Annotated in this window: 18 protein-coding genes; 12 read left to right on the top strand and 6 right to left on the bottom strand. The window is 64.3% G+C overall.

Going from position 1 to position 21,294, the window contains the following annotated elements; translation table 11 throughout:
* Window positions 1-82: 82 nt before the first annotated feature.
* From PCJ21_RS16860 to PCJ21_RS16850, 3 genes are read right to left on the bottom strand one after another with little or no spacing between them, the layout of a single operon-like run.
* Complete coding sequence (locus PCJ21_RS16860; protein WP_269932584.1) at window positions 83-943, bottom strand: metal ABC transporter permease; 861 nt, start codon at window positions 941-943, stop codon at window positions 83-85.
* The gene (locus tag PCJ21_RS16855) at window positions 940-1,854 is read right to left on the bottom strand and encodes a manganese/iron ABC transporter ATP-binding protein (protein WP_269932583.1); all 915 of its coding nucleotides are present in this window, start codon (window positions 1,852-1,854) and stop codon (window positions 940-942) included. The genes PCJ21_RS16860 and PCJ21_RS16855 overlap by 4 nt, the downstream gene beginning before the upstream one ends.
* Window positions 1,851-2,711, bottom strand: a complete 861-nt coding sequence (locus PCJ21_RS16850) for a metal ABC transporter substrate-binding protein (protein ID WP_442866038.1) — start codon at window positions 2,709-2,711, stop codon at window positions 1,851-1,853. The genes PCJ21_RS16855 and PCJ21_RS16850 overlap by 4 nt, the downstream gene beginning before the upstream one ends.
* Before the next feature lie 278 nt (window positions 2,712-2,989).
* Between PCJ21_RS16850 and PCJ21_RS16845 the strand changes: the two genes are divergently transcribed.
* The 3 genes from PCJ21_RS16845 (at window position 2,990) to gndA (ending at window position 5,391) form a co-directional block, all read left to right on the top strand.
* Window positions 2,990-3,214: a DUF2171 domain-containing protein gene (locus PCJ21_RS16845; protein ID WP_442866037.1), complete on the top strand. Its 225-nt coding sequence runs from the start codon at window positions 2,990-2,992 to the stop codon at window positions 3,212-3,214.
* Window positions 3,215-3,397: 183 nt separating this feature from the next.
* Window positions 3,398-3,841, top strand: a complete 444-nt coding sequence (locus tag PCJ21_RS16840) for a Fur family transcriptional regulator (RefSeq protein WP_269932581.1) — start codon at window positions 3,398-3,400, stop codon at window positions 3,839-3,841.
* Between the two features lie 131 nt (window positions 3,842-3,972).
* A complete protein-coding gene (gndA, locus tag PCJ21_RS16835; protein WP_269932580.1) occupies window positions 3,973-5,391 on the top strand; it encodes an NADP-dependent phosphogluconate dehydrogenase in 1,419 nt (472 codons plus the stop codon).
* 184 nt (window positions 5,392-5,575) lie between these two features.
* On the opposite strand, the gene PCJ21_RS16830 is transcribed toward gndA, so the two are convergent.
* Entirely contained in the window at window positions 5,576-6,652 is a 1,077-nt protein-coding gene (locus PCJ21_RS16830; protein ID WP_269932777.1) for a LacI family transcriptional regulator, read from the bottom strand.
* Window positions 6,653-7,022: 370 nt separating this feature from the next.
* On the opposite strand from PCJ21_RS16830, the gene PCJ21_RS16825 reads away from it, so the two are divergent.
* The 8 genes from PCJ21_RS16825 (at window position 7,023) to PCJ21_RS16790 (ending at window position 15,420) form a co-directional block, all read left to right on the top strand.
* Window positions 7,023-8,258, top strand: a complete 1,236-nt coding sequence (locus PCJ21_RS16825; protein ID WP_269932579.1) for an ABC transporter substrate-binding protein — start codon at window positions 7,023-7,025, stop codon at window positions 8,256-8,258.
* 132 nt (window positions 8,259-8,390) lie between these two features.
* A complete protein-coding gene (locus PCJ21_RS16820) occupies window positions 8,391-9,293 on the top strand; it encodes a carbohydrate ABC transporter permease (protein ID WP_269932578.1) in 903 nt (300 codons plus the stop codon).
* Window positions 9,286-10,239 (top strand): carbohydrate ABC transporter permease, encoded by a 954-nt coding sequence (locus PCJ21_RS16815; protein WP_269932577.1) that lies wholly within the window; start codon window positions 9,286-9,288, stop codon window positions 10,237-10,239. Before PCJ21_RS16820 ends, PCJ21_RS16815 begins: the two co-directional genes overlap by 8 nt.
* A gap of 4 nt (window positions 10,240-10,243) precedes the next feature.
* Window positions 10,244-11,326 (top strand): ABC transporter ATP-binding protein, encoded by a 1,083-nt coding sequence (locus PCJ21_RS16810; protein WP_269932576.1) that lies wholly within the window; start codon window positions 10,244-10,246, stop codon window positions 11,324-11,326.
* A gap of 26 nt (window positions 11,327-11,352) precedes the next feature.
* Window positions 11,353-12,096 (top strand): sugar phosphate isomerase/epimerase family protein, encoded by a 744-nt coding sequence (locus tag PCJ21_RS16805; RefSeq protein WP_269932575.1) that lies wholly within the window; start codon window positions 11,353-11,355, stop codon window positions 12,094-12,096.
* A 12-nt stretch (window positions 12,097-12,108) separates the two neighbouring features.
* On the top strand, window positions 12,109-13,245 hold the full coding sequence (locus PCJ21_RS16800) for a Gfo/Idh/MocA family protein (RefSeq protein ID WP_269932574.1): 1,137 nt from the start codon (window positions 12,109-12,111) through the stop codon (window positions 13,243-13,245).
* A 357-nt stretch (window positions 13,246-13,602) separates the two neighbouring features.
* Window positions 13,603-14,655, top strand: a complete 1,053-nt coding sequence (gene mgrA, locus PCJ21_RS16795; protein ID WP_269932573.1) for an L-glyceraldehyde 3-phosphate reductase — start codon at window positions 13,603-13,605, stop codon at window positions 14,653-14,655.
* 351 nt (window positions 14,656-15,006) lie between these two features.
* Window positions 15,007-15,420 (top strand): Fur family transcriptional regulator, encoded by a 414-nt coding sequence (locus tag PCJ21_RS16790; protein ID WP_269932572.1) that lies wholly within the window; start codon window positions 15,007-15,009, stop codon window positions 15,418-15,420.
* A gap of 3 nt (window positions 15,421-15,423) precedes the next feature.
* Here PCJ21_RS16790 and PCJ21_RS16785 read toward each other — a convergent pair whose 3' ends face one another.
* Window positions 15,424-16,053: a LysE family translocator gene (locus PCJ21_RS16785; RefSeq protein WP_269932571.1), complete on the bottom strand. Its 630-nt coding sequence runs from the start codon at window positions 16,051-16,053 to the stop codon at window positions 15,424-15,426.
* A 1-nt stretch (window position 16,054) separates the two neighbouring features.
* A complete protein-coding gene (polA, locus tag PCJ21_RS16780) occupies window positions 16,055-19,069 on the bottom strand; it encodes a DNA polymerase I (RefSeq protein ID WP_269932570.1) in 3,015 nt (1,004 codons plus the stop codon).
* Window positions 19,070-19,840: 771 nt separating this feature from the next.
* On the opposite strand from polA, the gene PCJ21_RS16775 reads away from it, so the two are divergent.
* Complete coding sequence (locus PCJ21_RS16775) at window positions 19,841-21,229, top strand: M20/M25/M40 family metallo-hydrolase (protein WP_269932569.1); 1,389 nt, start codon at window positions 19,841-19,843, stop codon at window positions 21,227-21,229.
* Window positions 21,230-21,294: the final 65 nt, after the last annotated feature.

The following is a 21,294-nucleotide window of genomic DNA, read 5'->3' as shown; positions in this document are numbered from 1 at the left end:
GGCGACGTCGGCGATCTCCCTCTCCCCGTCATTACGGGGAGAGGGTAAGGGTGAGGGGCAGCGATGACGGTCGCAAATTCGCTCATGCCCCCGCCTCCAGTTCCAGCCTTGCCCGCCGCTTCGCCGCCAGCAATCCGTGCTTCGGCGCGAAGACAAAGGCGATCAGGAAGATCAGCGTCTGGGCCACGACAATGATGCCCCCCGTTGCGCCGTCGAGGAAATAGCTGGCATAGGCGCCGACAAAGCTGGTGACTGAGCCGATGGCGACACTGATGACGATCAGCCGGGGAAAGCGGTCGGTGAGCAGATAGGCGGTGGCCCCCGGCGTCACCACCATGGCGATGACGAGGAAGGCGCCCACGGTCTGCAGCGCCGCCACCGTCGAGGCCGACAGCAGCATGAAGAACAGCACCTTGAGCAGATCGGGCCTGAGCCCGATCGAACGCGCATGGTTCTCGTCGAAGAAGGCGACCATCATGTCCTTCCATTTGGCGAGCAGGATGGCGAGCGAAATGCCGCCGATCAGCACAAGCTGCAGCGTATCGGAAGGCGTCACCGCCAGGATGTTGCCGAGCACGATGGTCTGGATGTTCACCGAGGTCGGCGACAGCGAGATCATGAACAGGCCAAGCCCGAAGAACGAGGTGAAGATCAGCCCGATGATGGCGTCCTCCTTCAGCTTGGTGCGCTGGTTGAGGAACAGCATCGCGCCCGCCGCCAGCCCGCCCGACAGGAAGGCGCCGAGCGCGAAGGGCAGGCCGAGCATGTAGGCCCCGGCGACACCCGGTACGATCGAGTGCGAAAGCGCGTCGCCGATCAGCGACCAGCCCTTGAGCATCAGATAGGCGGAGAGGAAGGCGCAGACGCCGCCGACCAATGCGGACACCCACATGGCGTTGACCATGTAGCCATAGCCGAAGGGTTCGAGGAGCAAAGCCGTCATTTCTTGCGCCCGCCCTTCTTGGCCGTGGCGTCGTTCTCGGCGTCGTCGCCATAGATGACGAAGGGGCGCTCGTCGTCGGTCAGCACCGTCACCTGGCGCGTGTCGGCGGCGTCCTGGTGCAGTTCGGCGCCGCCGAGGATGAACTGGCGCAAGACGCCGCCAAAAGCCTTTTCGAGATTGGCCTTGGTGAAGGTTTCGGCCGTCAGCCCGGAGGCAAGGACGGTGCGGTTGACCAGCACGGCGCGGTCGCAGAAGCGCGGGACAGAGCCGAGATTGTGCGTCGACACCAGCATCACCCGGCCTTCGTCGCGCAAGCCCTGCAACAGCGTGATGATCGCTTCTTCGGTGCGCACGTCGACGCCGGTGAACGGCTCGTCGAGCAGGATGACCTGGCCTTCCTGGGCCAGCGCGCGGGCGAGGAAGACGCGCTTCTTCTGCCCGCCCGACAACTCGCCGATCTGGCGCTTGCGGAAGTCGGCCATGCCGACGCGTTCCAGTGCGGCATCCACGGCGTCACGGTCGATGGCGCGGGTCATGCGCAAGAAATTCATGTGGCCGTAGCGGCCCATCATAACCACGTCTTCGACCAGCACCGGAAAGTTCCAGTCGACATCCTCGCTTTGCGGCACATAGGCGACGAGGTTTTTCCTCAAGGCTTCTCGCGCCGGCTCGCCGAAGATCGACACGCTGCCTGACGCGAGCGGCACGAAGCCCATGATCGACTTGAACAGGGTCGACTTGCCGCTGCCGTTGACGCCGACCAGCGCCGTGATGGTGCCGCGCGGAATGGCGAAGGAGGCATTGCGGAGCGCGGTGTGGCCGTTGCGGTAGGTCACCGAGATGTTGTCGACGCGCAGGCCCTCGCCAGCCGGCGCAGTGGTGGCGGGGCGGCCTTTCAGCGGCACGTTCATTGGGCGAGCCCCTTGACGATGGTCTGGGTGGTGACGCTCAGCAGGTCGAGATAGGTCGGCACAGGGCCATTGGCATCGCTCAACGAGTCGACATAAAGCACGCCGCCATATTTGGCGCCGGTCTCGCGTGCCACCTGCTCGGCCGGCTTCGACGACACGGTGCTTTCGCTGAACACGGCCGGAATGCTGTTGGCCTTGACGAGATCGATCACCTTGCGCACCTGCTGCGGCGTGCCTTGCTGGTCGGCATTGATCGGCCAAAGATAGACCTCCGTCAGGCCGAAGTCGCGCGCCAGATAGGAGAAGGCACCTTCGCTGGTGGCGAGCCAGCGGCGCTCAGCGGGAATGGTCTCGATGGCCTTGTGGATCGGTGCCACGGTCGCCTTGATCTTCTCGGCATAGGCGGCGGCGTTTTTGGCGTAGACCTCCGCATTGGCAGGGTCCTTGGCGGCAAAGGCCTTGCGGATGTTTTCGACATAGATGAGCGCTGCCTCCGGCGACATCCAGGCATGCGGATTGGGCTTGCCGGTGTAGGGTCCCTCGGCGATGCCCATCGGCGACACGCCATCCGACACCACGGCCTGGGAAACGCCGTCGAGATTTTCGAAGAACTTTTCAAACCACAGCTCGAGGTTCAGCCCGTTCCACAGCACCAGGTCGGCCTTCTGGGCGCGCATGATGTCGCCCGGCGTCGGCTGGTAGTTGTGGATCTCGGCATTGGGCTTGGTGATCGACTCCACCTCGGCCGCGTCGCCGGCGACGTTGCGGGCGATGTCGGCAATCACGGTAAAGGTGGTGACCACCTTCATCTTGCCGCCGGCCTCGCTCTCCTGGGAGCAGGCCGAAAGCCCGAGCATGGCCGCAAGCATGGCGATGGCGGCAAGGGTGGTGCGAAGCGCTGTCATGGAAATCCCGTTCGAGAATACCGCGCCGAACGGGCGGCAGATACGATGCCTTACCTAATGGCACGTAGCGTGCTTGTCAATGCAATTGCAAATCGTTTGCAACTAGATGTCAACAAGGCAACGCTTCTGAGCGCTGGCAGGCATCCAATTGGGGGCTGGCGCGTTGTCGTTTGTGCCAATCCAAGCCAAGGAGAGCGATCGTGTCAGCCACCACAGGAATTCGCGAGCATATGGAAGTGATCGGCGCCGACGGCGTTCACATCGGCACTGTCGACGGGGTCGAGAACGGCCGCATCAGGCTGACCAAGAAGGACAGCGGCGAAGGCAGCCATCGTGGTCATCACCATTACATTCCCGCCGCCCTTGTCGCCGAGACCGAGGGCAACAAGGTGCGCCTGTCGGCCAATGCCGATGTCGCGGTGACCTTCGAGGAAGAGGCGAAATCGACGCGGTAGCCCTGCGACGGCTGCGGCCGTTGGATGCCGCGATTGCGGCGTGTGGCCGTCCCGCGAACTCCGGCGGCGTCGGCTGAGGGCGGCCTGCGATGGCCTTCCGTTTGCAGGGATTGCGCACTCGTCTGGGGATGAACGCGCACATAACCTTTTGCAACTGGGTGTCATCTGGCACATAGTCGCGCCATGACGAAGACTGCCGCAAAGCCCGCTTCCAAGAAGCCCGACTACGAAAAAGCGCTACGCAAGGCGGGTATTCGCATCACCCGTCCGCGCAAGGTCATTCTTGGCATCCTGGGAGAGACGGAGGACCATCCGGACGCGCTCGAGATCTTCCGCCGCGCCGAGCAGGTCGACAAGAGCATCTCCTTGTCGACGGTCTATCGCACCATGAAGCTGCTGGAGGAAATGGGTGCCATCCATCGCCATGCATTCGAGGGCGGTCCATCGCGTTTCGAGCAGGCCGGCGGCGACCACCACGACCACCTGATCGACATCGAAACCGGCGACGTCATCGAATTCCGCTCCGACCGCATCGAGCAGCTGCAGCAGCAAATCGCCGCCGAGCTGGGCTACGACATCGTCCATCATCGCCTCGAACTCTACGGCCGCCGCCGGCGCCCGGTCTAGGACCCCATCCGCACGGCGCGCCGATCACCTCTTGCCTGCCTGTCCGGCGGCGCGAGTTGACCTCGGCGCGCGAGCCGGTCAATCATGCCGCGCACGCCTTTCAACGACATCAGCACAAGGGATCGGGAACCATGGAAAAAGCCGAAATCGGACTGATCGGCCTGGGCACGATGGGCTCGAACCTGGCGCTGAACATCGCCGAGAAGGGCCACCGCATCGCCGTGTTCAACCGTACGCCGGCGCGCACCGATGCCTTCATGGAGAACGCCGGCGCCCTGCGCGACAGGATCGTGCCCTGCAGCTCGATCGCCGAGCTGGCCGCGGCGATCCGCCCGCCACGCCCGATCATCATCATGGTGGTGGCCGGCGATCCGGTCGACCAGCAGATCGCAGCCTTGCGCCCGGTTCTCGCCGCCAACGACATTATCATCGACGCCGGCAACGCCAATTTCCGCGACACCATGCGCCGCTTCAAGGAGCTTGATGGCTCGGGCCTTACTTTCATCGGCATGGGCGTGTCGGGCGGGGAGGAGGGCGCGCGCCACGGCCCCTCGATCATGGTCGGCGGCACGCCGGAATCCTGGACCCGCGTCGAGGACGTGCTGACCGCGATCTCGGCCAAGTACAAGGGCGAGCCCTGCGCTGCCTGGCTCGGGCCTGATGGCGCCGGCCATTTCGTCAAGACCATCCACAACGGCATCGAATATGCCGACATGCAGATGATCGCCGAGATCTACGGCGTGCTGCGCGACGGTCTCGGCATGGCGCCGAAGGAAATCGCGCAAGTGTTCGCCGGCTGGAACAAGGGCAGGCTCGAATCCTATCTGATCGAGATCACCGCGACCGTGCTCTCGGCCGACGATCCCAAGACCGGTCGTCCAGTGGTCGACATCATCCTCGACCGTGCCGGCCAGAAGGGTACCGGCAAGTGGTCGGTCATCGAGGCGCAGCAGCTCGGCATTCCTGCGACCGCCATCGAGGCGGCCGTCGCGGCTCGCGTGCTGTCGTCGATGAAGGACGAACGCCTTGCCGCCGAGAAGGCCTATGGCGCCCGCACCGGCAAGCTGGCCGGTTCGAACGACGAATTGCTCGCGGACCTCGAACTGGCGCTGTTTGCCGGCAAGATCGCAGCCTACGCGCAAGGCTTCGCCGTCATGGCCGGCGCGTCGAAGGAGTTCGGCTGGAACCTGCCGATGCCAGCCATCGCCAGGATCTGGCGCGCCGGCTGCATCATCCGCTCGCAGTTCCTCGACACCATCGCCGAAGCCTTCGGCAAGGCCGATCGGCCGACCAACCTTCTGATGGCTCCGGCCTTCGTCGAGATGATGGGCAAGGCGCATCCGTCGTTGCGCCGCATCGTCGCCCGCGCCGCCGAGGCCGGGCTGCCAGTGCCGGCGTTGTCATCGGCGCTGGCCTACTTCGACGGCTATCGCCAGGGCCGCGGCACCTCTGACCTCATCCAGGCGCAGCGCGACTTCTTCGGCGCCCATGGTTTTGAGCGTATCGACGCGCCGGGCGCGCACCATGGGCCGTGGGGCAGTGAAGGGTAGGCTGGCAGCGTAGGGGGCTTTGCTTTCGCGTGCTGCTGAACACCATCCAAGGCGATCTCAGTGCTGCCCCTCAACCGCCTGCCGGCACCTTCTCCCCGTAAGGACGGGGAGAAGGAACAATCGGCAATGCCGACGCCCCCCTCTCCCCGTTCTTCACGGGGAGAGGGTAAGGGTGAGGGGCAGCTCAGCCGTTTGACTTTACAGGCGCCGGTGTCTCGTATGCCTCGACCGCCCTGGGCTTGCTCAGGCTCTGCAGCGAGCCGATGTCGCGGCCGGCGATGCGGCCGAGCACGGCGGTCGCAAGCTCGCGACCGGCGAGCCGCACGTCCTCATTGACGACATAGAGCTGCGGGCGCAGCAGGTGCAGCAGCCGCGACGACTGCTTGGAGACGATGTCGACGTCCTGGCCGACTTTGAATCCCGCGTCCTCGACGCCGGCGACCAGCGCAAACGTGCCGGCGCCCGCGCCACTGACAAAGGCATCGGGGCGGTTTGGCCGGCGCATCAGCTCTGATGTCACCGCGCGAATCTCGTCGATCGAATGGTCGACAGTCGCGGTCGGGAAGGGCACCTCGGTCAAGCCGTGCTCCATCAGCGCATCGGCAAAGCCATCGCGCATGTGGCGGTAGTAGCTGAGGTTCGCCGGCGGGGCGAGCAGTGCCAGCCGTTTGCGGCCGAGGCTCGCGAGTTTCTTCACCGCCTCGACCGAATAGGCATGGTTGTCGAAATCGTGGAACGGGTGCTCGATGCCCATATGGGTGCGCCCGTGCGTGGCGAAGGGAAAGCCGCGCTCGGTCATGTAGCGCACGCGCTTGTCGTCGGGCTCGGTGCGCGAGATGATGACGCCGTCGGCCGACGCCGTCTCGACGACGTATTTCACCGGCTCCAGCGAGTCGTTGTTGCGCGAATAGGGCGTCACGACCAGATGATAGGGCGTCTGCGCCAGCGCCTCCGAGACGCCGTAGATAAGGTCCGAGACGAAGCCGCCGACCTGCTCTTCGGTGTCGAGCACAAGGCTGATGACGTTGGTCTTGCCGGTGCGCAGGCGCACGCCGGCGCGGTTGGGCCGGTAGCCGATCTGGCGCGCGACGAGCTGCACCCGCCGCCGGGTCTCGGCGCCGATCTCGGGCGCGTCCTTCAGCGCCCGCGACACCGTGGTCACGCCAAGCCCGGTCATGAAGGCGATGGTCTTCAGCGTCGGTGGCTGGCTGCCGCCCGCTGCCTGCTCGCCGTTGTCATCAGGCGGAGTCCGCTCGTCCATGGTCCAATAGCCCGCCATCTCGTCTCAACGCGCATATCGCACCGGGATCATGGACCTGGCAAGCCATATGGACAACAACTGTATCGTTACAGAATATTATTTTGATCGATGGCTTCGAACGGCAAGTACATTCCGGCCGACCGATTTTCCCGCATTGCAGCATCGCTAATGTCGGTTGATTCCCCTGGTGATTTTCGTTGAGAATGCTGCAGCGCAAAGGAGAATTTGCGCGCCTGTTCGGCTGCCGAGCGGAAGCCTCTTTAGTTTGTGTCTCGAAAAAATCAGGTTCGCGCGGCTTTCGGCCATTGCGCCAAGCCACAACTTCGCCTAGCCTGAAATCTGTAACGTTTCAGATTCAGGGAGGAGTACGATGCGTTATAGGCTTCTGACCGCCGCGTTTGCGGCGGGGGTCGCGTGCGGGGCAGGGCCTGCCGCGGCGACTGACCTCGAGGTGACCCACTGGTGGACGTCGGGCGGCGAGGCGGCGGCGGTCGCCGAACTCGCCAAGGCATTCGACGCCACCGGCAACAAATGGGTCGATGGTGCCATCGCCGGTTCCGGAGATGTCGCCCGGCCGATCATGATCGGCCGCATCACCGGCGGCGATCCGATGGGCGCCACCCAGTTCAACCATGGCCGCCAGGCGGAAGAACTTGTCCAGGCCGGCCTGATGCGCGATTTCACCGAGCTGGCCGAAAAGGAGGGCTGGACCAAGTTCATCCATCCCAAGAGCCTGCTCGACGGCTGTACGCTCGATGGCAAGATCTACTGCGTGCCGGTCAACATTCACTCGCAGCAGTGGCTGTGGCTGTCCAACAAGGCCTTCGCCGATGCCGGCGTTCCCCTGCCGAAGAACTGGGACGAGTTTGCGGCTGCGGCGCCGGCGCTGGAGAAGGCCGGCATCGTGCCGCTCGCCATGGGCCAGCAACCCTGGCAGACGACGCTTGCCTTCCAGGTGCTGCTCGTGGCGTTGGCCGGTCCTGAAACGTTCCAGAAAGTGTTCGGCGACAAGGATGCGGCTGTTGCGGCCGGACCCGAGATGACCAAGGTCTTTGCCGCCGCCGATCAGGCGCGTGCCATGTCGGCCAAGTCCAGCGTCCAGGAGTGGAACCAGGCCACCGCGCTCGTCATCAACGGCAAGGCCGGCGGCCAGATCATGGGCGACTGGGCCCAGGGCGAATTCCAGATCGCGGGCCAGACTGCCGGCAAGGACTACACTTGCCTGCCCGGCCTCGGCGTCAACGAGATCATCTCGACCGGCGGCGATGCCTTCTACTTCCCCACGCAGAAAGATCCGGAAAAGGCCAAGGCTCAGGAGGCATTGGCCTCGGTGATGCTGTCGCCGGCGACGCAGGTTGCCTTCAATCTCAAGAAGGGCTCGCTGCCGGTGCGTGGCGACGTCGACCTCAACGCCGCCAACGACTGCATGAAGAAGGGCCTGGAAATCCTCGCCAAGGGCAACGTCATTCCGGCGCCGGACCAACTGATGTCGGCCGATGGCGTGACCCAGGTAAACGACCTGTTCGTCGAGTTCTTCGGCAACCGGAACCTGACCGCCGCAGACGCCCAGAAGCGCTTCGTCGACATCATTGCCGCTGCTGACTAGGGCAAGGCCGTCCGGGTTTCCCGACCCGGGCCTTCGCTCGAGATGCTGCAGTCACGACAGCGGCTCTCTGCCGGTCCCGGCTCGCACCGGGACCGGCAGAGCGTCAGATGATCCGGATATGGATGCCGACCGATGACCCCTGCACTACAGGGCCGGCCGAGCCGGTTGTTTCGAAATCTCAATGCCAAGATCGCCTCGATCCCGATGGTGCTGACGGCGCTTGTCATCTTCGTCGGCGGGACGGCGTGGACGGTCGTCTACTCCTTCACCAACTCGAAGCTGTTGCCGCGGCTCAACTTCGTCGGGCTCGACCAGTATGAGCGGCTGTGGGTGACCCCGCGCTGGCTGGTGGCGGTCGAGAACCTTGCCATCTACGGCGTCTGCACACTGGTCTTCTCGCTGGTCGTCGGCTTCCTGCTGGCCGCGCTGATGGACCAGAAGATCCGCTTCGAAAACACCTTCCGCACCATTTTCCTCTACCCTTTCGCGCTGTCCTTCATCGTCACCGGCCTGGCCTGGCAGTGGATCCTCAATCCGAATTTCGGCATCCAGCAGGTGGTGCGCAATCTCGGCTGGGAGAGCTTCACCTTCGACCCGCTCTACAATGCCGACATCGTAATCTATGGCATCCTGATCGCCGGGCTGTGGCAGGGCACGGGGCTGATCATGTGCCTGATGCTGGCCGGCCTGCGCGGCATTGACGGCGACATCTGGAAGGCGGCGCGCGTCGACGGCATCCCGACCTGGAAGACCTATGTCTTCATCGTCATCCCGATGATGCGGCCGGTGCTTGTCACCACGCTGGTCATCATCGCCAGCGGCATCGTCAAGGTCTACGACCTCGTCGTCGCCCAGACCAGCGGCGGCCCCGGCATCGCCTCCGAAGTGCCGGCAAAATACGTCTACAACTACATGTTCCTGGCGCAGAACCTGGGCCAGGGCTTCGCCGCCTCGACGATGATGCTGCTCTCTGTGGTGATCGTCATCGTGCCATGGGCCTATCTCGAATTCGGCAGGAAGCGCCGCCATGACTGAGCAGGTCCTACGCGCCGCCCCCGACCTTGCCGTGGCCAGCACCTCGCTCGCCCGCGCAAGCGCGCTGTCGGGACCGCAGGGGCCGAGACCGCGCCGCCGCTTTTCCCGCCGCAACATCTTCATCTACGGCACGCTGGCGCTGGTTGCCGTCTACTACCTGTTGCCGCTTTACGTGATGGTGGTGACGTCGCTGAAGGGCATGCCCGAGATCCGGCTTGGCAACATCTTCTCGCCGCCGGTCGAGATCACCTTCGAGCCGTGGGTCAAAGCCTGGTCGCAAGCCTGCACAGGTCTCAATTGCGACGGGCTCTCGCGTGGCTTCTGGAACTCGGTGCGCATCACCGTGCCGTCGGTGTTCCTGTCGATCGCGATTGCCTCGGTCAACGGCTACGCGCTCGCCAACTGGCGCTTCAGGGGATCGGAGGTGTTTTTCACCATCCTGATCGTCGGCGCCTTCATCCCCTACCAGGTGATGCTCTATCCGATCGTCATCGTGCTGCGCGAGATCGGCCTTTATGGCAGCCTGTGGGGCCTGGTGCTGGTGCATACGATCTTCGGCATGCCCATCCTGACGCTCTTGTTCCGTAACTATTTCGCCTCGCTGCCGGAGGAACTGTTCAAGGCGGCACGCGTCGACGGGGCCGGCTTCTGGACGATCTATCTCCGCATCATGCTGCCGATGTCGCTGCCGATCTTCGTGGTGGCGATCATCCTGCAGGTCACCGGCATCTGGAACGATTTCCTGTTCGGCGTCGTCTACACCAAGCCGGACACCTATCCGATGACCGTCCAGCTCAACAACATCGTCAACGCCGTCCAGGGCGTGAAGGAGTACAACGTCAACATGGCGGCAACGCTGCTCACGGGACTGGTCCCGCTCGTCATCTACTTCATTTCAGGCAAGCTTTTCGTCCGCGGTATCGCCGCCGGCGCGGTGAAGGGGTGAGGCGATGACGAGTGTCCAGGTCAGGGACGTGTCGCTCAGCTTCGGCTCATATGATGTGCTCAAGCAACTCAGTCTCGACGTGCCCGAGGGCGAATTCCTGGTGCTGCTCGGGCCGTCGGGCTGCGGCAAGTCCACGCTGCTCAACTGCATAGCCGGCCTGCTCGACGTGTCCGACGGACAGATATTCATCAAGGGCAAAAACGTCACCTGGGAGGAGCCCAAGGACCGCGGCATCGGCATGGTGTTCCAGTCCTACGCGCTCTATCCGCAGATGACTGTCGAGGGAAACCTGTCCTTCGGCCTGAAGACGGCGGGCATGGCGCGCGACGAGATATCAAGCCGCGTGTCGCGTGCCGCCGAAATCCTGCAGATCGAACCGCTGCTCCAGCGCAAGCCGGCGGCGCTTTCAGGCGGCCAGCGCCAGCGCGTGGCGATCGGGCGTGCCCTTGTCCGTGATGTCGACGTGTTCCTGTTCGACGAGCCGCTGTCCAACCTCGACGCCAAGCTGCGCTCCGAGCTGCGCGTCGAGATCAAGCGCCTCCACCAGAAGCTTGCCAATACCATGATCTACGTCACCCACGACCAGATCGAGGCGATGACGCTGGCCGACCGCATTGCCGTCATGAAGGGCGGCGTGATCCAGCAGCTCGATGCGCCGCAGGTGATCTACAACAAGCCGGTCAACCGCTTCGTCGCCGGCTTCCTCGGCTCGCCCGGCATGAATTTCCTGGACGGCGAGGTCGAGGGCGGTGCCGAGCCGGCCTTTGCCATTGCCGGAGCAAAGATCCCGCTCGATCGCTATGGCTTCGATCGCGTCGCGGCCCCCGGCAAGGCAGTGCTGGGCGTCCGCCCCGAGCACATCGCGCTCGGCGAGGCGGCACGGGCCATGCCATTCTCGGCCGACGCCGGCGTCGAGCTGGTCGAGCCGATGGGCTCGGACACGCTGGTCTGGACGAAGCTCGGCGGCCAGGGTTTCGCCTTCCGCGTCGAGGCCGAACGCCATCTGACATCAGGCGACCAGCTGCGTATCGGCTTCGACCCGGCGCGCGCCTCGCTGTTCGACGGCCTAAGCGGCAACCGCATCTGACATCCCCCAAGCAAACGGACAGAACCATGGACTGGTCATTCCAACTCTACAGCGCCCGCAACTTCCAACCCTGGGACAAGGTTCTCAAGACTTTAGGGACTCTTGGCTACTCGCAGGTCGAGGGGTTTGGCGCGGTCTACGAAGAGCCCGAAGCCTTCCGCGCCGAACTCGACAAAAACGGCCTCGCGATGCCGAGCGGCCATTTCGGCATCGACCTTCTGGAGCAGGATTTCGGCAGGGCGGCTTCGATTGCCGAGACGCTCGGCATGAAGCTGATCGCTTGCCCGTGGCTCGAGCCGTCGGAGCGGCCGACCGACGCCGAGGGCTGGCGGGCGTTCGGCAGGCGCCTTGCCGCGATCGGTGCCAAGGCCAGGGACGCAGGCTTCGACTTCGCCTGGCACAACCATGACTTCGAGTTCTCGGCCGTCGGCGGGCTGGTGCCGCAACGCCTGATCCTGGAGGCCGCCCCCGATGTCGGCTGGGAGATGGACGTCGCCTGGGTGATCCGCGGCGGCGCCGACCCGCTGCACTGGATCGAGGAGTTCGGCCAGCGCATTCTGGCGGTCCACGTCAAGGACATAGCCCCACAGGGCGAGGCAACTGATGAGGACGGCTGGTCCGATGTCGGCCACGGCACTGTCGACTGGGCCGGGCTGGTGACGGCTTTGCGCAACCGCACGCCGGCGAAATTTTTCATCATGGAACATGACAATCCGGCCGACTTCGAGCGCTTCGCGCGCCGTTCGATCACAGTCGCCAAGCGTTTCTAGGGGACGACGGACATGGCAAGGAAACTCGGGGTCGGGGTGATCGGCTGCGGCAACATCTCGAAGACCTATTTCAAGCATGCGCCCGATTTCAAAGGCATCGAGATGCGCGCCTGCGCCGACATCAACATGGATGCCGCAAACGCCCGGGCGAAGGAGTTCAAGCTGCGCGCCGAGACGGTCGAAGGGCTGTTGGCGTCGAAAGATATCGACATCGTCGTCAACCTGACCATTCCGGTGGTGCACTACGAGGTGTCGAAGCAGGCGATCGAGGCCGGCAAGCACGTCTATTCGGAAAAGCCCTTCGTGCTCGCCATCAAGGACGGGCTCGACCTCAAGAAGCGCGCCGACAAGAAAGGCGTGCGCATCGGCTCGGCGCCCGACACCTTCTTGGGCGGCTCGCACCAGCTGGCGCGCCACCTGATCGACACCGGCAAGCTCGGCAAGATCACCTCGGGAACCTGCCATGTCATGAGCCACGGCATGGAGCACTGGCATCCCAACCCCGATTTCTTCTTCCAGCCGGGCGGCGGGCCGATCCTCGACCTCGGACCGTACTACATCGCCAACCTGGTCCAGCTCATCGGGCCGGTTGCGCGGGTGGCAGGGCTGTCGTCGATCCCGGCGAAGGAGCGGACCATCTCGTCGAAGCCCCGTGCGGGCGAAAGGATCCCGGTGACGACGCCGACGACGATCCTGGCGCTGATGGAATTCGAGAACGGCGCGGTGTTCACCTTCAACGCCAGCTGGGATGTCTGGGACAACGGCCATGCGCCGATGGAGCTCTATGGCGAGTTGGGCACGATCCACATGCCCGACCCCAACTTCTTCGGCGGTGATCTCAGTTACACCAAGGGCGAAAAGCCGGTGAAGGCGCTGCCGAAATGGGATCATCCCTTCGGCGTGCCCAACGAGAAGCACGACCACGGCATGATGGCCAACTACCGCACCGCGGGCCTCGCCGACATGGCGCTTGCGATCATGCAGGGCCGGCCGCACCGCTGCTCGCTGGAGCTCGCCAACCACGTCATCGACATCATGACCGGCATATTGAAGTCGGGCGAGACGAAGAAGTTTGTCGAGATGCAGACGACCTGCGAGCGGCCCGAGCCGCTGGGGCCGGCGGCGGCGAGGGGGCTGCTGGCGAAGTAGCTTTGCCGGGTGTGCTCAGCGCGCGGCGAAACCCCCACCCCTGACCCTCCCCACAAGGGGGAGGGGGATGCCTTCGTCGCTTACAACGCAAATCGTCTACGACTGGCTAGGCACTGGCCAACCAAAGTCGATGGCGTGTGGTGTCCCCAAAGTCCCCCTCCCCCTTGTGGGGAGGGGTTAGGGGTGGGGGTATCTTCGCCCGCCGAGCCTCGCGGGGGGAGTGACAGGTGATGGTGGGACCAAGTATTGAGGAGCGAAGCACCAGTGCTGGGCACCCCCACCCCGTTTCGTACGATCCTCCCCACAAGTGGGAGGGTGATGCGGCGGCGGCGCCACGCCGATTCTGAAGGACCTGATATGTCTTACGCGCCCGCCCCGAACCGCTACGAAAACATGGTCTACAACCGCTGCGGCAGGTCTGGGCTCAAGCTGCCGGCGATCTCGCTCGGCCTGTGGCACAATTTCGGCGAGGATACGCCGCACGCGACCAAGCGCGCCATCTGCCAAAGGGCTTTCGACCTCGGCATCACCCATTTCGACCTCGCCAACAACTATGGGCCGCCGGCAGGCTCGGCCGAGACTGCATTCGGCGAGATCCTGCGCACCGACTTCGCTGGCCTGCGCGACGAGATGATCATCTCGACCAAGGCCGGCTACGACATGTGGCCGGGGCCCTATGGCGAGTGGGGCAGCCGCAAATATGTGCTGGCGAGCCTCGACCAGAGCCTCAAGCGCATGGGCCTCGACTATGTCGACATCTTCTATTCGCACCGCTTCGACCCGGACACTCCGCTCGAAGAGACGATGGGTGCGCTCGACCATGCCGTGCGTTCCGGCAAGGCGCTTTACGCCGGCATCTCGTCCTACAACGCCCAGCGCACCCGAGAGGCCGCCGATATCCTGAAGCGGCTCGGCACCCCTTGCCTGATCCACCAGCCGAGCTATTCGCTGATCAACCGCTGGGTCGAGGATGACGGCCTGCTCGATGCGCTCGACGGGCTCGGCATCGGCTCGATCGTGTTCTCGCCGCTGGCGCAGGGCATGCTGACGGGAAAATATCTCGGCGGCGTGCCGGAAGGCAGCCGGGCGTCGCAGGGCAAGTCGCTGCGCCCGGCCTTCCTCAACGACAAGAACCTGGCCAACATCCGCGTGCTCAACGCCATAGCCGAGCGTCGCGGCCAGACGCTGGCGCAGATGGCGCTGGCCTGGGTGCTGCGCGGCGGCCGCGTCACTTCGGCGCTTATCGGCGCCAGCCGTCCCGAGCAGGTCGAGGACTGCGTCGGCGCGATCAGGAACCTCGCCTTCAGCGAGGCCGAGCTGGCCGAGATCGACACCTATGCCCGCGAGGCTGACATCAATCTCTGGGCCCGTTCGTCCGAGCGCGAAGGCCCGGCGCGGCAGAAGAAGTAAGGGGTTGTCCTTCGGCGCGGTTGCGTCTGTGAGGATACCCCCACCCCTAACCCCTCCCCACAAGGGGAGGGGAAATTGCGCCGTTGCGCCACTCAAGGCATGAAGGCAGCCGTCCCTCAACGATCGTAGAAGTTTGGCGCAGGACGCGAGCTCAAATCCTCCTCCCCCTTGTGGGGAGGGGCTAGGGTTGGGGGTACGGCCGCTCAACTCCAATGCGGGATCGGCCTGAAGGGCTCCAACATTGTCTTTGACGGCCGGACGCGCTAGCAAAACCCTTGTCCAATCGCCATCTTAGGCGATTGGTTGTTCCGTCCAGGCATTGGCCTGGTCGAGGAAGGTGAAAACGGAAAAATGGCGGCGCGGGTTACGCTGACGAAGAACCAGCAAAAGGTGCTCGGCAAGCTCGAAGCTGCGACCGGGCCGCTCAGTGCCTACACGCTGCTCGACCAACTGCGCGACGACGGTTTTCGCGCGCCTTTGCAGGTCTACCGTGCCCTTGAAGCGCTGATGAAGGACGGGCTTGTCCACCGCCTCGAAAGCCTCAACGCCTTCGTCGCCTGCTCGGAGCCGCACGACCACAGCCATCACAACCATCGCATGACGGCCTTTGCCATCTGCGACACCTGCGGCCAGGTCACCGAGATCTCCGACGAGCTGATCGGCAAGCGCCTGGACGATTGGGTCGGCTCGACCGGCTTCGTCGCCAAGAAGGCGGTCATCGAGTTCCGCGGCACCTGCGCCAAGTGTGCCGCGATCGCGGCATAGTTCTCAGCGCGCTGTCGAAAACGCAAACCAGATCGCCACGGCAGCCAGCAGTGCCGACAGTGCCCGCCGTGCGATCTTCTCGATCCTTGCATTGTTGAGCAGCGGCTCGAGCTGGCTTGACAGCACCACGATCAGGGCATGGATGATCGTTGCCACCGCGACGTAGATGGCGGTCAGCGCCAGCGTCTGCGACAGAACCGGCCTCTCCGCTGCAATGAAGGTCGGCAGCACCGCGATGTAGAACACTGCGGCCTTGGGGTTCAGCAGATTGGTCACCAGCCCGCGCGTGAAGTAGCGCCGGTCGGCATCGTTGCCTGCGGGCACCGCCTCGCCGGAGCCTCTCCAGCCTTCGTAGGCGAGGTAGAGCAGGAACAGCACGCCGGCCCAGCGCAGGCCCTCGTAGAGCAGCTGCGATGACTGGATCAGCTCGGTGACGCCCAAGGCGGCGACAAGCCCAATGACCAAAAGCCCGAGCGCGATGCCGGCCACCGTGGCGAAGCCGGCGCGGCGGCCCTCGCCAGCCGACACCAGCGCCAGATAGGTCATGTTCGGCCCCGGCGTCAGTTCGATGATGAGTGACGTCAGGGCAAAGGAGACGAGCGTCGACGTCTCCGACGACGTCGCGAACTCCATCTCAGTGCGCCTCGTCCCAGCTGTTGGCGGCGTTGGCGTCGACATGCAGCGGCACCGACATCGACACCGCCGGCATGGCGGCGTTCTCCATGACGTGACGGACAACAGGGATCGTTGCCTCGACCTCGCCATCGACAGTCTCGAAGATCAGTTCGTCGTGCACCTGCAGCAGCATGCGTGCCGACAGCTTCGCTTCGGAGAGCGCGCCTTCCATCCGGATCATTGCGCGGCGGATGATGTCGGCGGCGGTGCCCTGCAAACGCGCATTGATCGAGGCGCGCTCGTTGAAGGCGCGCACCGACGGGTTGGATGAGCGGATTTCCGGATAGTGGATGCGGCGGCCGAAGATGGTCTCGACATAGCCATTGTCGCGGCAGAACGCCTTGGTCTCGTCCATGTAGGCGCGGATGCCGGGGAAGCGCTCGAAATACTTCTTGATGTAGTCGGAGGCTTCCTCGCGCGGGATCGACAGCTGGTTGGCCAGCCCGAAGGCCGAGATGCCGTAGATGATGCCGAAATTGATCGCCTTGGCGCGGCGGCGCACGTCCGACGGCATGCCCTCGACCGGCACCGAGAACATCTCGGAGGCGGTCATCGCATGGATGTCGACGCCGTCGGCGAAGGCCTGCTTCAGCTGGGCGATGTCGGCGACATGGGCGAGCACGCGCAGCTCGATCTGGCTGTAGTCGGCCGAGATCAGCTTGTTGCCCTTGTCGGCGATGAAGGCGGTGCGGATCTTGCGGCCTTCGGCCGTGCGGATCGGGATGTTCTGCAGGTTCGGCTCGGACGACGACAGCCGCCCGGTGGTCGTTGCGGCCAGCGCGTAGGAGGTGTGGACGCGCTTGGTCTCCGGATTGATATAGCCGGGCAGGGCGTCGGTGTAGGTCGACTTGAGCTTGGTCAGCTGGCGCCAGTCGACGATCTTGCGCGGCAGCTCGTGGCCCTCGGCGGCGAGGTCTTCCAGCACCTGCGCCGAGGTCGACCACTGGCCGGTCTTGGTCTTGGTGCCGCCCGGCAGGCCCATGCGGCCGAACAGGATGTCGCCCAACTGCTTGGGCGAGCCGATGTTGAATCGCTCTCCGGCCAGCGTGTTGATCTCGTCCTCCAGGCGTGCCGCGCCCTGTGCAAGTTCGCCCGATAGCCGCGACAGGATCTGCCGGTCGACCGAGATGCCGCGTTGCTCCATGTTGGCCAGCACCGGTACCAGCGGCCGCTCCAGCCGCTCGTAGACGGAAACCAGCCCCTTGGCGGCCAGTCGCGGCTTGAGCACGTTCCACAGGCGCAGGGTCACGTCGGCGTCTTCACTGGCGTAGGCTGCGGCCTTTTCGATGTCGACCTGGTCGAAGCCGATGAAGCTCTTGCCGGAGCCTGCGACGTCCTTGAACGGGATCGGCGTGTGGCCGAGCCATTTTTCCGACAGGGAATCCATGCCGTGGCCGCCATTGGTGCCGCCATCGAGCACGTAGGACAAGAGCATCGTGTCGTCGAAGGAGCGCACGTCGATGCCGTGGCGGTTCATCACCACCAGATCGTACTTCAGGTTCTGCGCCACCTTGAGGACGGAAGCGTCTTCGAGCAGCGGCTTGAGCAGCGCGATGGCGTCGCGGGCCGGAATCTGGTTTTCGACCAGCCCGCCGCCAAGCAGGTCGCCGCGGCCGCTCTTGTGCGCGAGCGGCACATAGGCGGCGCGACCTGGTGCGGTGGCGAGCGAGAAGCCGACAAGCTCGGCCTGCATCGGGTCGAGCGACGTGGTCTCGGTGTCGAAGGCGACGACGCCCGCCTCGGTCGCCTCGTTGACCCAGGCCTCCAGCGTGGCCAGGTCGCGGATGATGACATAGTCGCTGTGGTCGAACTTTTCCGCGACTGCGGCGGCTGCGATCTTGTTGGCGAGGGCTGTGGGCGTGTCGCCTGAGTCACCCTCCCCTTTGTGGGGAGGGTCGGCGCGCAGCGCCGGGGTGGGGGTGCCTGTTGCGACAACGCTACCCCCACCCGCGCTCCCTTCGCTTTGCTCGGGCGCGCGACCTCCCCACAAGGGAGAGGTAGAAATTCCCGCGCCAACATCAGGCCCATGCGCATCGGCGCCCCATTGCACTGATACCGGCACGGCCTCGATCTCGCCGGCTTCAGTGCCGGTGGCCTCGGCGACGCGCCGGGTCAGCGTGGTGAATTCCATCGCCTTGAGGAAGGAAATCAGCCGCGCGCCGTCAGGCGGCTGCAGCGCGAAGTCGTCGAGCCCGTCGGTCACCGGCACGTCGTTCTTCAGCTTCACCAGCTCGCGGCTGATGCGCGCCTTGTCGGCGTTGTCGATGATCGACTGGCGGCGCTTGTCCTGCTTGATCTCGGATGCGCGGGCGAGCAGGGTGTCGAGGTCGCCGAACTGCTCGAGCAACTGGGCGGCGGTCTTCGGGCCGATGCCGGGCACGCCGGGCACGTTGTCGACCGAGTCGCCGGTGAGCGCCTGCAGGTCGATCATCTTTGCCGGCGGCACGCCCCATTTCTCGATGACTTCGGGGATGTTGACCTGGCGGTCTTTCATCGGATCGTACATCGACACCGTCTCGCCGACGAGCTGCATCAAGTCCTTGTCGGAGGAGATGATGGTGGTGTCGGCGCCGGCTTCGCGCGCCAGGCGGGCGTAGGTGGCGATCAGGTCGTCGGCTTCGAAGCCCTCCATCTCGATGCAGGGCAGGTCGAAGGCCTTGGTCGCGTGGCGGATCAGCCCGAATTGCGGCACGAGGTCCTCCGGCGGGGCCGAACGGTTGGCCTTGTATTCGGGGTAGAGTTCGTTGCGGAAGGTTTTCGAAGAATAGTCGAAGATGACGGCGAAATGGGTGGGCGTCACGCCAACATCGGTGTTGCGCGCGTCCTGCATCAGCTTCCACACCATGTTGCAGAATCCGAGCACGGCATTGGTCGGCAGGCCGTCGGATTTGCGGGTGAGCGGCGGCAGCGCGTGGTAGGCGCGGAAGATGTAGCCGGAGCCGTCGACAAGAAAGAGATGATCGCCTTTTTTCATGGCGATACGGGTAGCTTGGCGCGGCTCGCCTGTCCATGGTCAAGCTGGCCTTGCCACGGTCTCCTGACAGGACTTCCAGCTTGCCTGCCGCAACATCATGCGGCCCATTCGGCTTGGCGGGGGCAGCACCACCAACGGTTCGCTTGGAAGATTTTCGGCGCCGCCAGGCAATCCAGACAGCGATTGCCGGCAGCTTGCGCCAGAATGCGTTTGGTCGATCTCAAGATGATCTGCGGGGAACTGGCGATGACACAGATACACGCTGCGGCAACAGTCCATTTCGACCCCTTTGGTAGCTGTGCCCAATCGAGCGTTTGATACCGAATGGGCGCCAATCAAAGAGGAAAATCATGTGGTGGCAGACGAGATACGAAGTGCCTCTTCCACAATACAGCCGGAGCCGATTGAGCGCCCAAATTCGGGCTTCCGTCGCTCACGCATATGTTACAAAAGCGTAATCTTCGTGCCCTTGAATCGCCACGTTCGAAGGAACAAATAAGGGGCATCGGCAGTTTATGCCGAAGTCCGGTCTCAGGCCCGTCCCCCGCCTATCCGGACCCTGCGGCAGCCTCATCCCCCTCTCCGGGCTGCCGCACCGTTTAAAGATGTGCCGCCGTGGTCTCCCCTCCTCCACGGCGGCACTTTTTTGTCCGGGGCAATCAATCCTGATCGGCAGCTTCCAGGCGATCGCCCTGCTGGCCTAATCCTGCCTGCTTTTCGTTTCCTTGTTGGCCCACTAGGTTGCGCCCAGAAGAATCGAAAGGCACCCCAATGTCCGCTATCGCGCCGGTCCTCGACCGCATCGACGAAAATCTCGACCAGTCGCTGGAGCGCCTGTTCGGCCTGCTCCGCGTCAAGTCGATCTCCACCGATCCCGCTTTCGCTCCGGATTGCCGCAAGGCCGCCGAATGGCTGGTCGCCGACCTCAAGACAATCGGCTTCGACGCCAGCGTCCGCGACACACCCGGCCACCCGATGGTCGTCGCCCACCATGACGGCCCCGAAGGTTCGCCGCACGTGCTGTTTTATGGCCACTACGACGTCCAGCCGGTCGACCCCCTGAACCTCTGGGAGGACGATCCGTTCGATCCCAAGATCAAGGAAATGGCACCGGGTATCAAAGTCATCACCGGTCGCGGATCGTCCGACGACAAGGGGCAACTGATGTTGTTCGTCGAGGCCTGCCGCGCCTGGAAGGAAGTCCACGGCGGCCTGCCCTGCAAGATCACGCTGCTGTTCGAGGGCGAGGAGGAGTCCGGCTCGCCGTCGCTCAAGCCGTTCCTCGAGGCAAACGCCCAGGAACTGAAGGCCGACTTCGCCATGGTCTGCGACACCGGCATGTGGGACCGCGAGACGCCGGCAATCTGCGTTGGCCTGCGCGGCCTCGTCGGCGAGGAAGTGATCGTTCACGCCGCCAACCGTGATCTGCATTCGGGCGAATATGGCGGCGCCGCCGCCAACCCGGTGCGCATCCTCGCCAAGGTATTGGCCGACATCCACGACGACAATGGCCGCGTCACGATTGCGGGCTTTTACGATGGCGTCGAGGAAACGCCGGCGCAGGTGCTGCAGTCCTGGGAGGCGCTTGGCGAGACAGCCGAGAATTTCCTCGGTGAAGTCGGGCTGGCGATCCCGGCCGGCGAAAAGGGCCGCTCGGTGCTCGAACTGACCTGGGCGCGTCCGACCGCCGAGTTCAACGGCATCATCGGCGGCTACACCGGCAAGGGCTTCAAGACGGTGATCGCCGCCGAGGCCTCGGCCAAGGTTTCGTTCCGCCTCGTGCACCAGCAGAACCCCGACAAGATCCGCGCCGCCTTCCGCGATTTCGTCAGGGCGCGCATCCCTGCCGACTGCAGCGTCGAGTTCCACGAGCATGGCGGCTCGCCGGCGATCCAGCTGTCCTACGACTCGCCTTTCCTCGGCAAGGCCAAGGACGCGCTGTCGGACGAATGGCCGAAGCAGACGGTGATGCTCGCCATGGGCGGCTCGATCCCGATCGTCGGCGACTTCCAGAATTTCCTCGGTATGGAATCGCTGCTCGTCGGCTTCGCTTTGCCGGACGACCGGATCCATTCGCCGAACGAGAAGTACGACCTGACCTCGTTCCACAAGGGCCAGCGTTCGTGGGCCCGCATTCTCCACGCTCTGACCCGTTCGTGAGCCTCTGGTGTATGACCCCGAAGATCGGAATCGATTTTCGCCAAGGATCATGCGTTACGGCGTCC

The organism is Aminobacter sp. HY435, assembly GCF_027568395.1.
GTDB lineage: Bacteria > Pseudomonadota > Alphaproteobacteria > Rhizobiales > Rhizobiaceae > Aminobacter.
This window is presented reverse-complemented; position numbering and strand designations above follow the sequence as displayed.

What these genes read in the sequence shown, in the direction of transcription:
- PCJ21_RS16860 (WP_269932584.1), bottom strand. Translation starts at nt 943, where the DNA reads ATGACGGCTTTGCTCCTCGAACCCTTCGGCTATGGCTACATGGTCAAC.
- PCJ21_RS16855 (WP_269932583.1), bottom strand. Translation starts at nt 1,854, where the DNA reads ATGAACGTGCCGCTGAAAGGCCGCCCCGCCACCACTGCGCCGGCTGGC.
- PCJ21_RS16850 (WP_442866038.1), bottom strand. Translation starts at nt 2,711, where the DNA reads ATGCTCGGGCTTTCGGCCTGCTCCCAGGAGAGCGAGGCCGGCGGCAAG.
- PCJ21_RS16845 (WP_442866037.1), top strand. Translation starts at nt 2,990, where the DNA reads ATGGAAGTGATCGGCGCCGACGGCGTTCACATCGGCACTGTCGACGGG.
- PCJ21_RS16840 (WP_269932581.1), top strand. Translation starts at nt 3,398, where the DNA reads ATGACGAAGACTGCCGCAAAGCCCGCTTCCAAGAAGCCCGACTACGAA.
- gndA (WP_269932580.1), top strand. Translation starts at nt 3,973, where the DNA reads ATGGAAAAAGCCGAAATCGGACTGATCGGCCTGGGCACGATGGGCTCG.
- PCJ21_RS16830 (WP_269932777.1), bottom strand. Translation starts at nt 6,652, where the DNA reads ATGGACGAGCGGACTCCGCCTGATGACAACGGCGAGCAGGCAGCGGGC.
- PCJ21_RS16825 (WP_269932579.1), top strand. Translation starts at nt 7,023, where the DNA reads ATGCGTTATAGGCTTCTGACCGCCGCGTTTGCGGCGGGGGTCGCGTGC.
- PCJ21_RS16820 (WP_269932578.1), top strand. Translation starts at nt 8,391, where the DNA reads ATGACCCCTGCACTACAGGGCCGGCCGAGCCGGTTGTTTCGAAATCTC.
- PCJ21_RS16815 (WP_269932577.1), top strand. Translation starts at nt 9,286, where the DNA reads ATGACTGAGCAGGTCCTACGCGCCGCCCCCGACCTTGCCGTGGCCAGC.
- PCJ21_RS16810 (WP_269932576.1), top strand. Translation starts at nt 10,244, where the DNA reads ATGACGAGTGTCCAGGTCAGGGACGTGTCGCTCAGCTTCGGCTCATAT.
- PCJ21_RS16805 (WP_269932575.1), top strand. Translation starts at nt 11,353, where the DNA reads ATGGACTGGTCATTCCAACTCTACAGCGCCCGCAACTTCCAACCCTGG.
- PCJ21_RS16800 (WP_269932574.1), top strand. Translation starts at nt 12,109, where the DNA reads ATGGCAAGGAAACTCGGGGTCGGGGTGATCGGCTGCGGCAACATCTCG.
- mgrA (WP_269932573.1), top strand. Translation starts at nt 13,603, where the DNA reads ATGTCTTACGCGCCCGCCCCGAACCGCTACGAAAACATGGTCTACAAC.
- PCJ21_RS16790 (WP_269932572.1), top strand. Translation starts at nt 15,007, where the DNA reads ATGGCGGCGCGGGTTACGCTGACGAAGAACCAGCAAAAGGTGCTCGGC.
- PCJ21_RS16785 (WP_269932571.1), bottom strand. Translation starts at nt 16,053, where the DNA reads ATGGAGTTCGCGACGTCGTCGGAGACGTCGACGCTCGTCTCCTTTGCC.
- polA (WP_269932570.1), bottom strand. Translation starts at nt 19,069, where the DNA reads ATGAAAAAAGGCGATCATCTCTTTCTTGTCGACGGCTCCGGCTACATC.
- PCJ21_RS16775 (WP_269932569.1), top strand. Translation starts at nt 19,841, where the DNA reads ATGTCCGCTATCGCGCCGGTCCTCGACCGCATCGACGAAAATCTCGAC.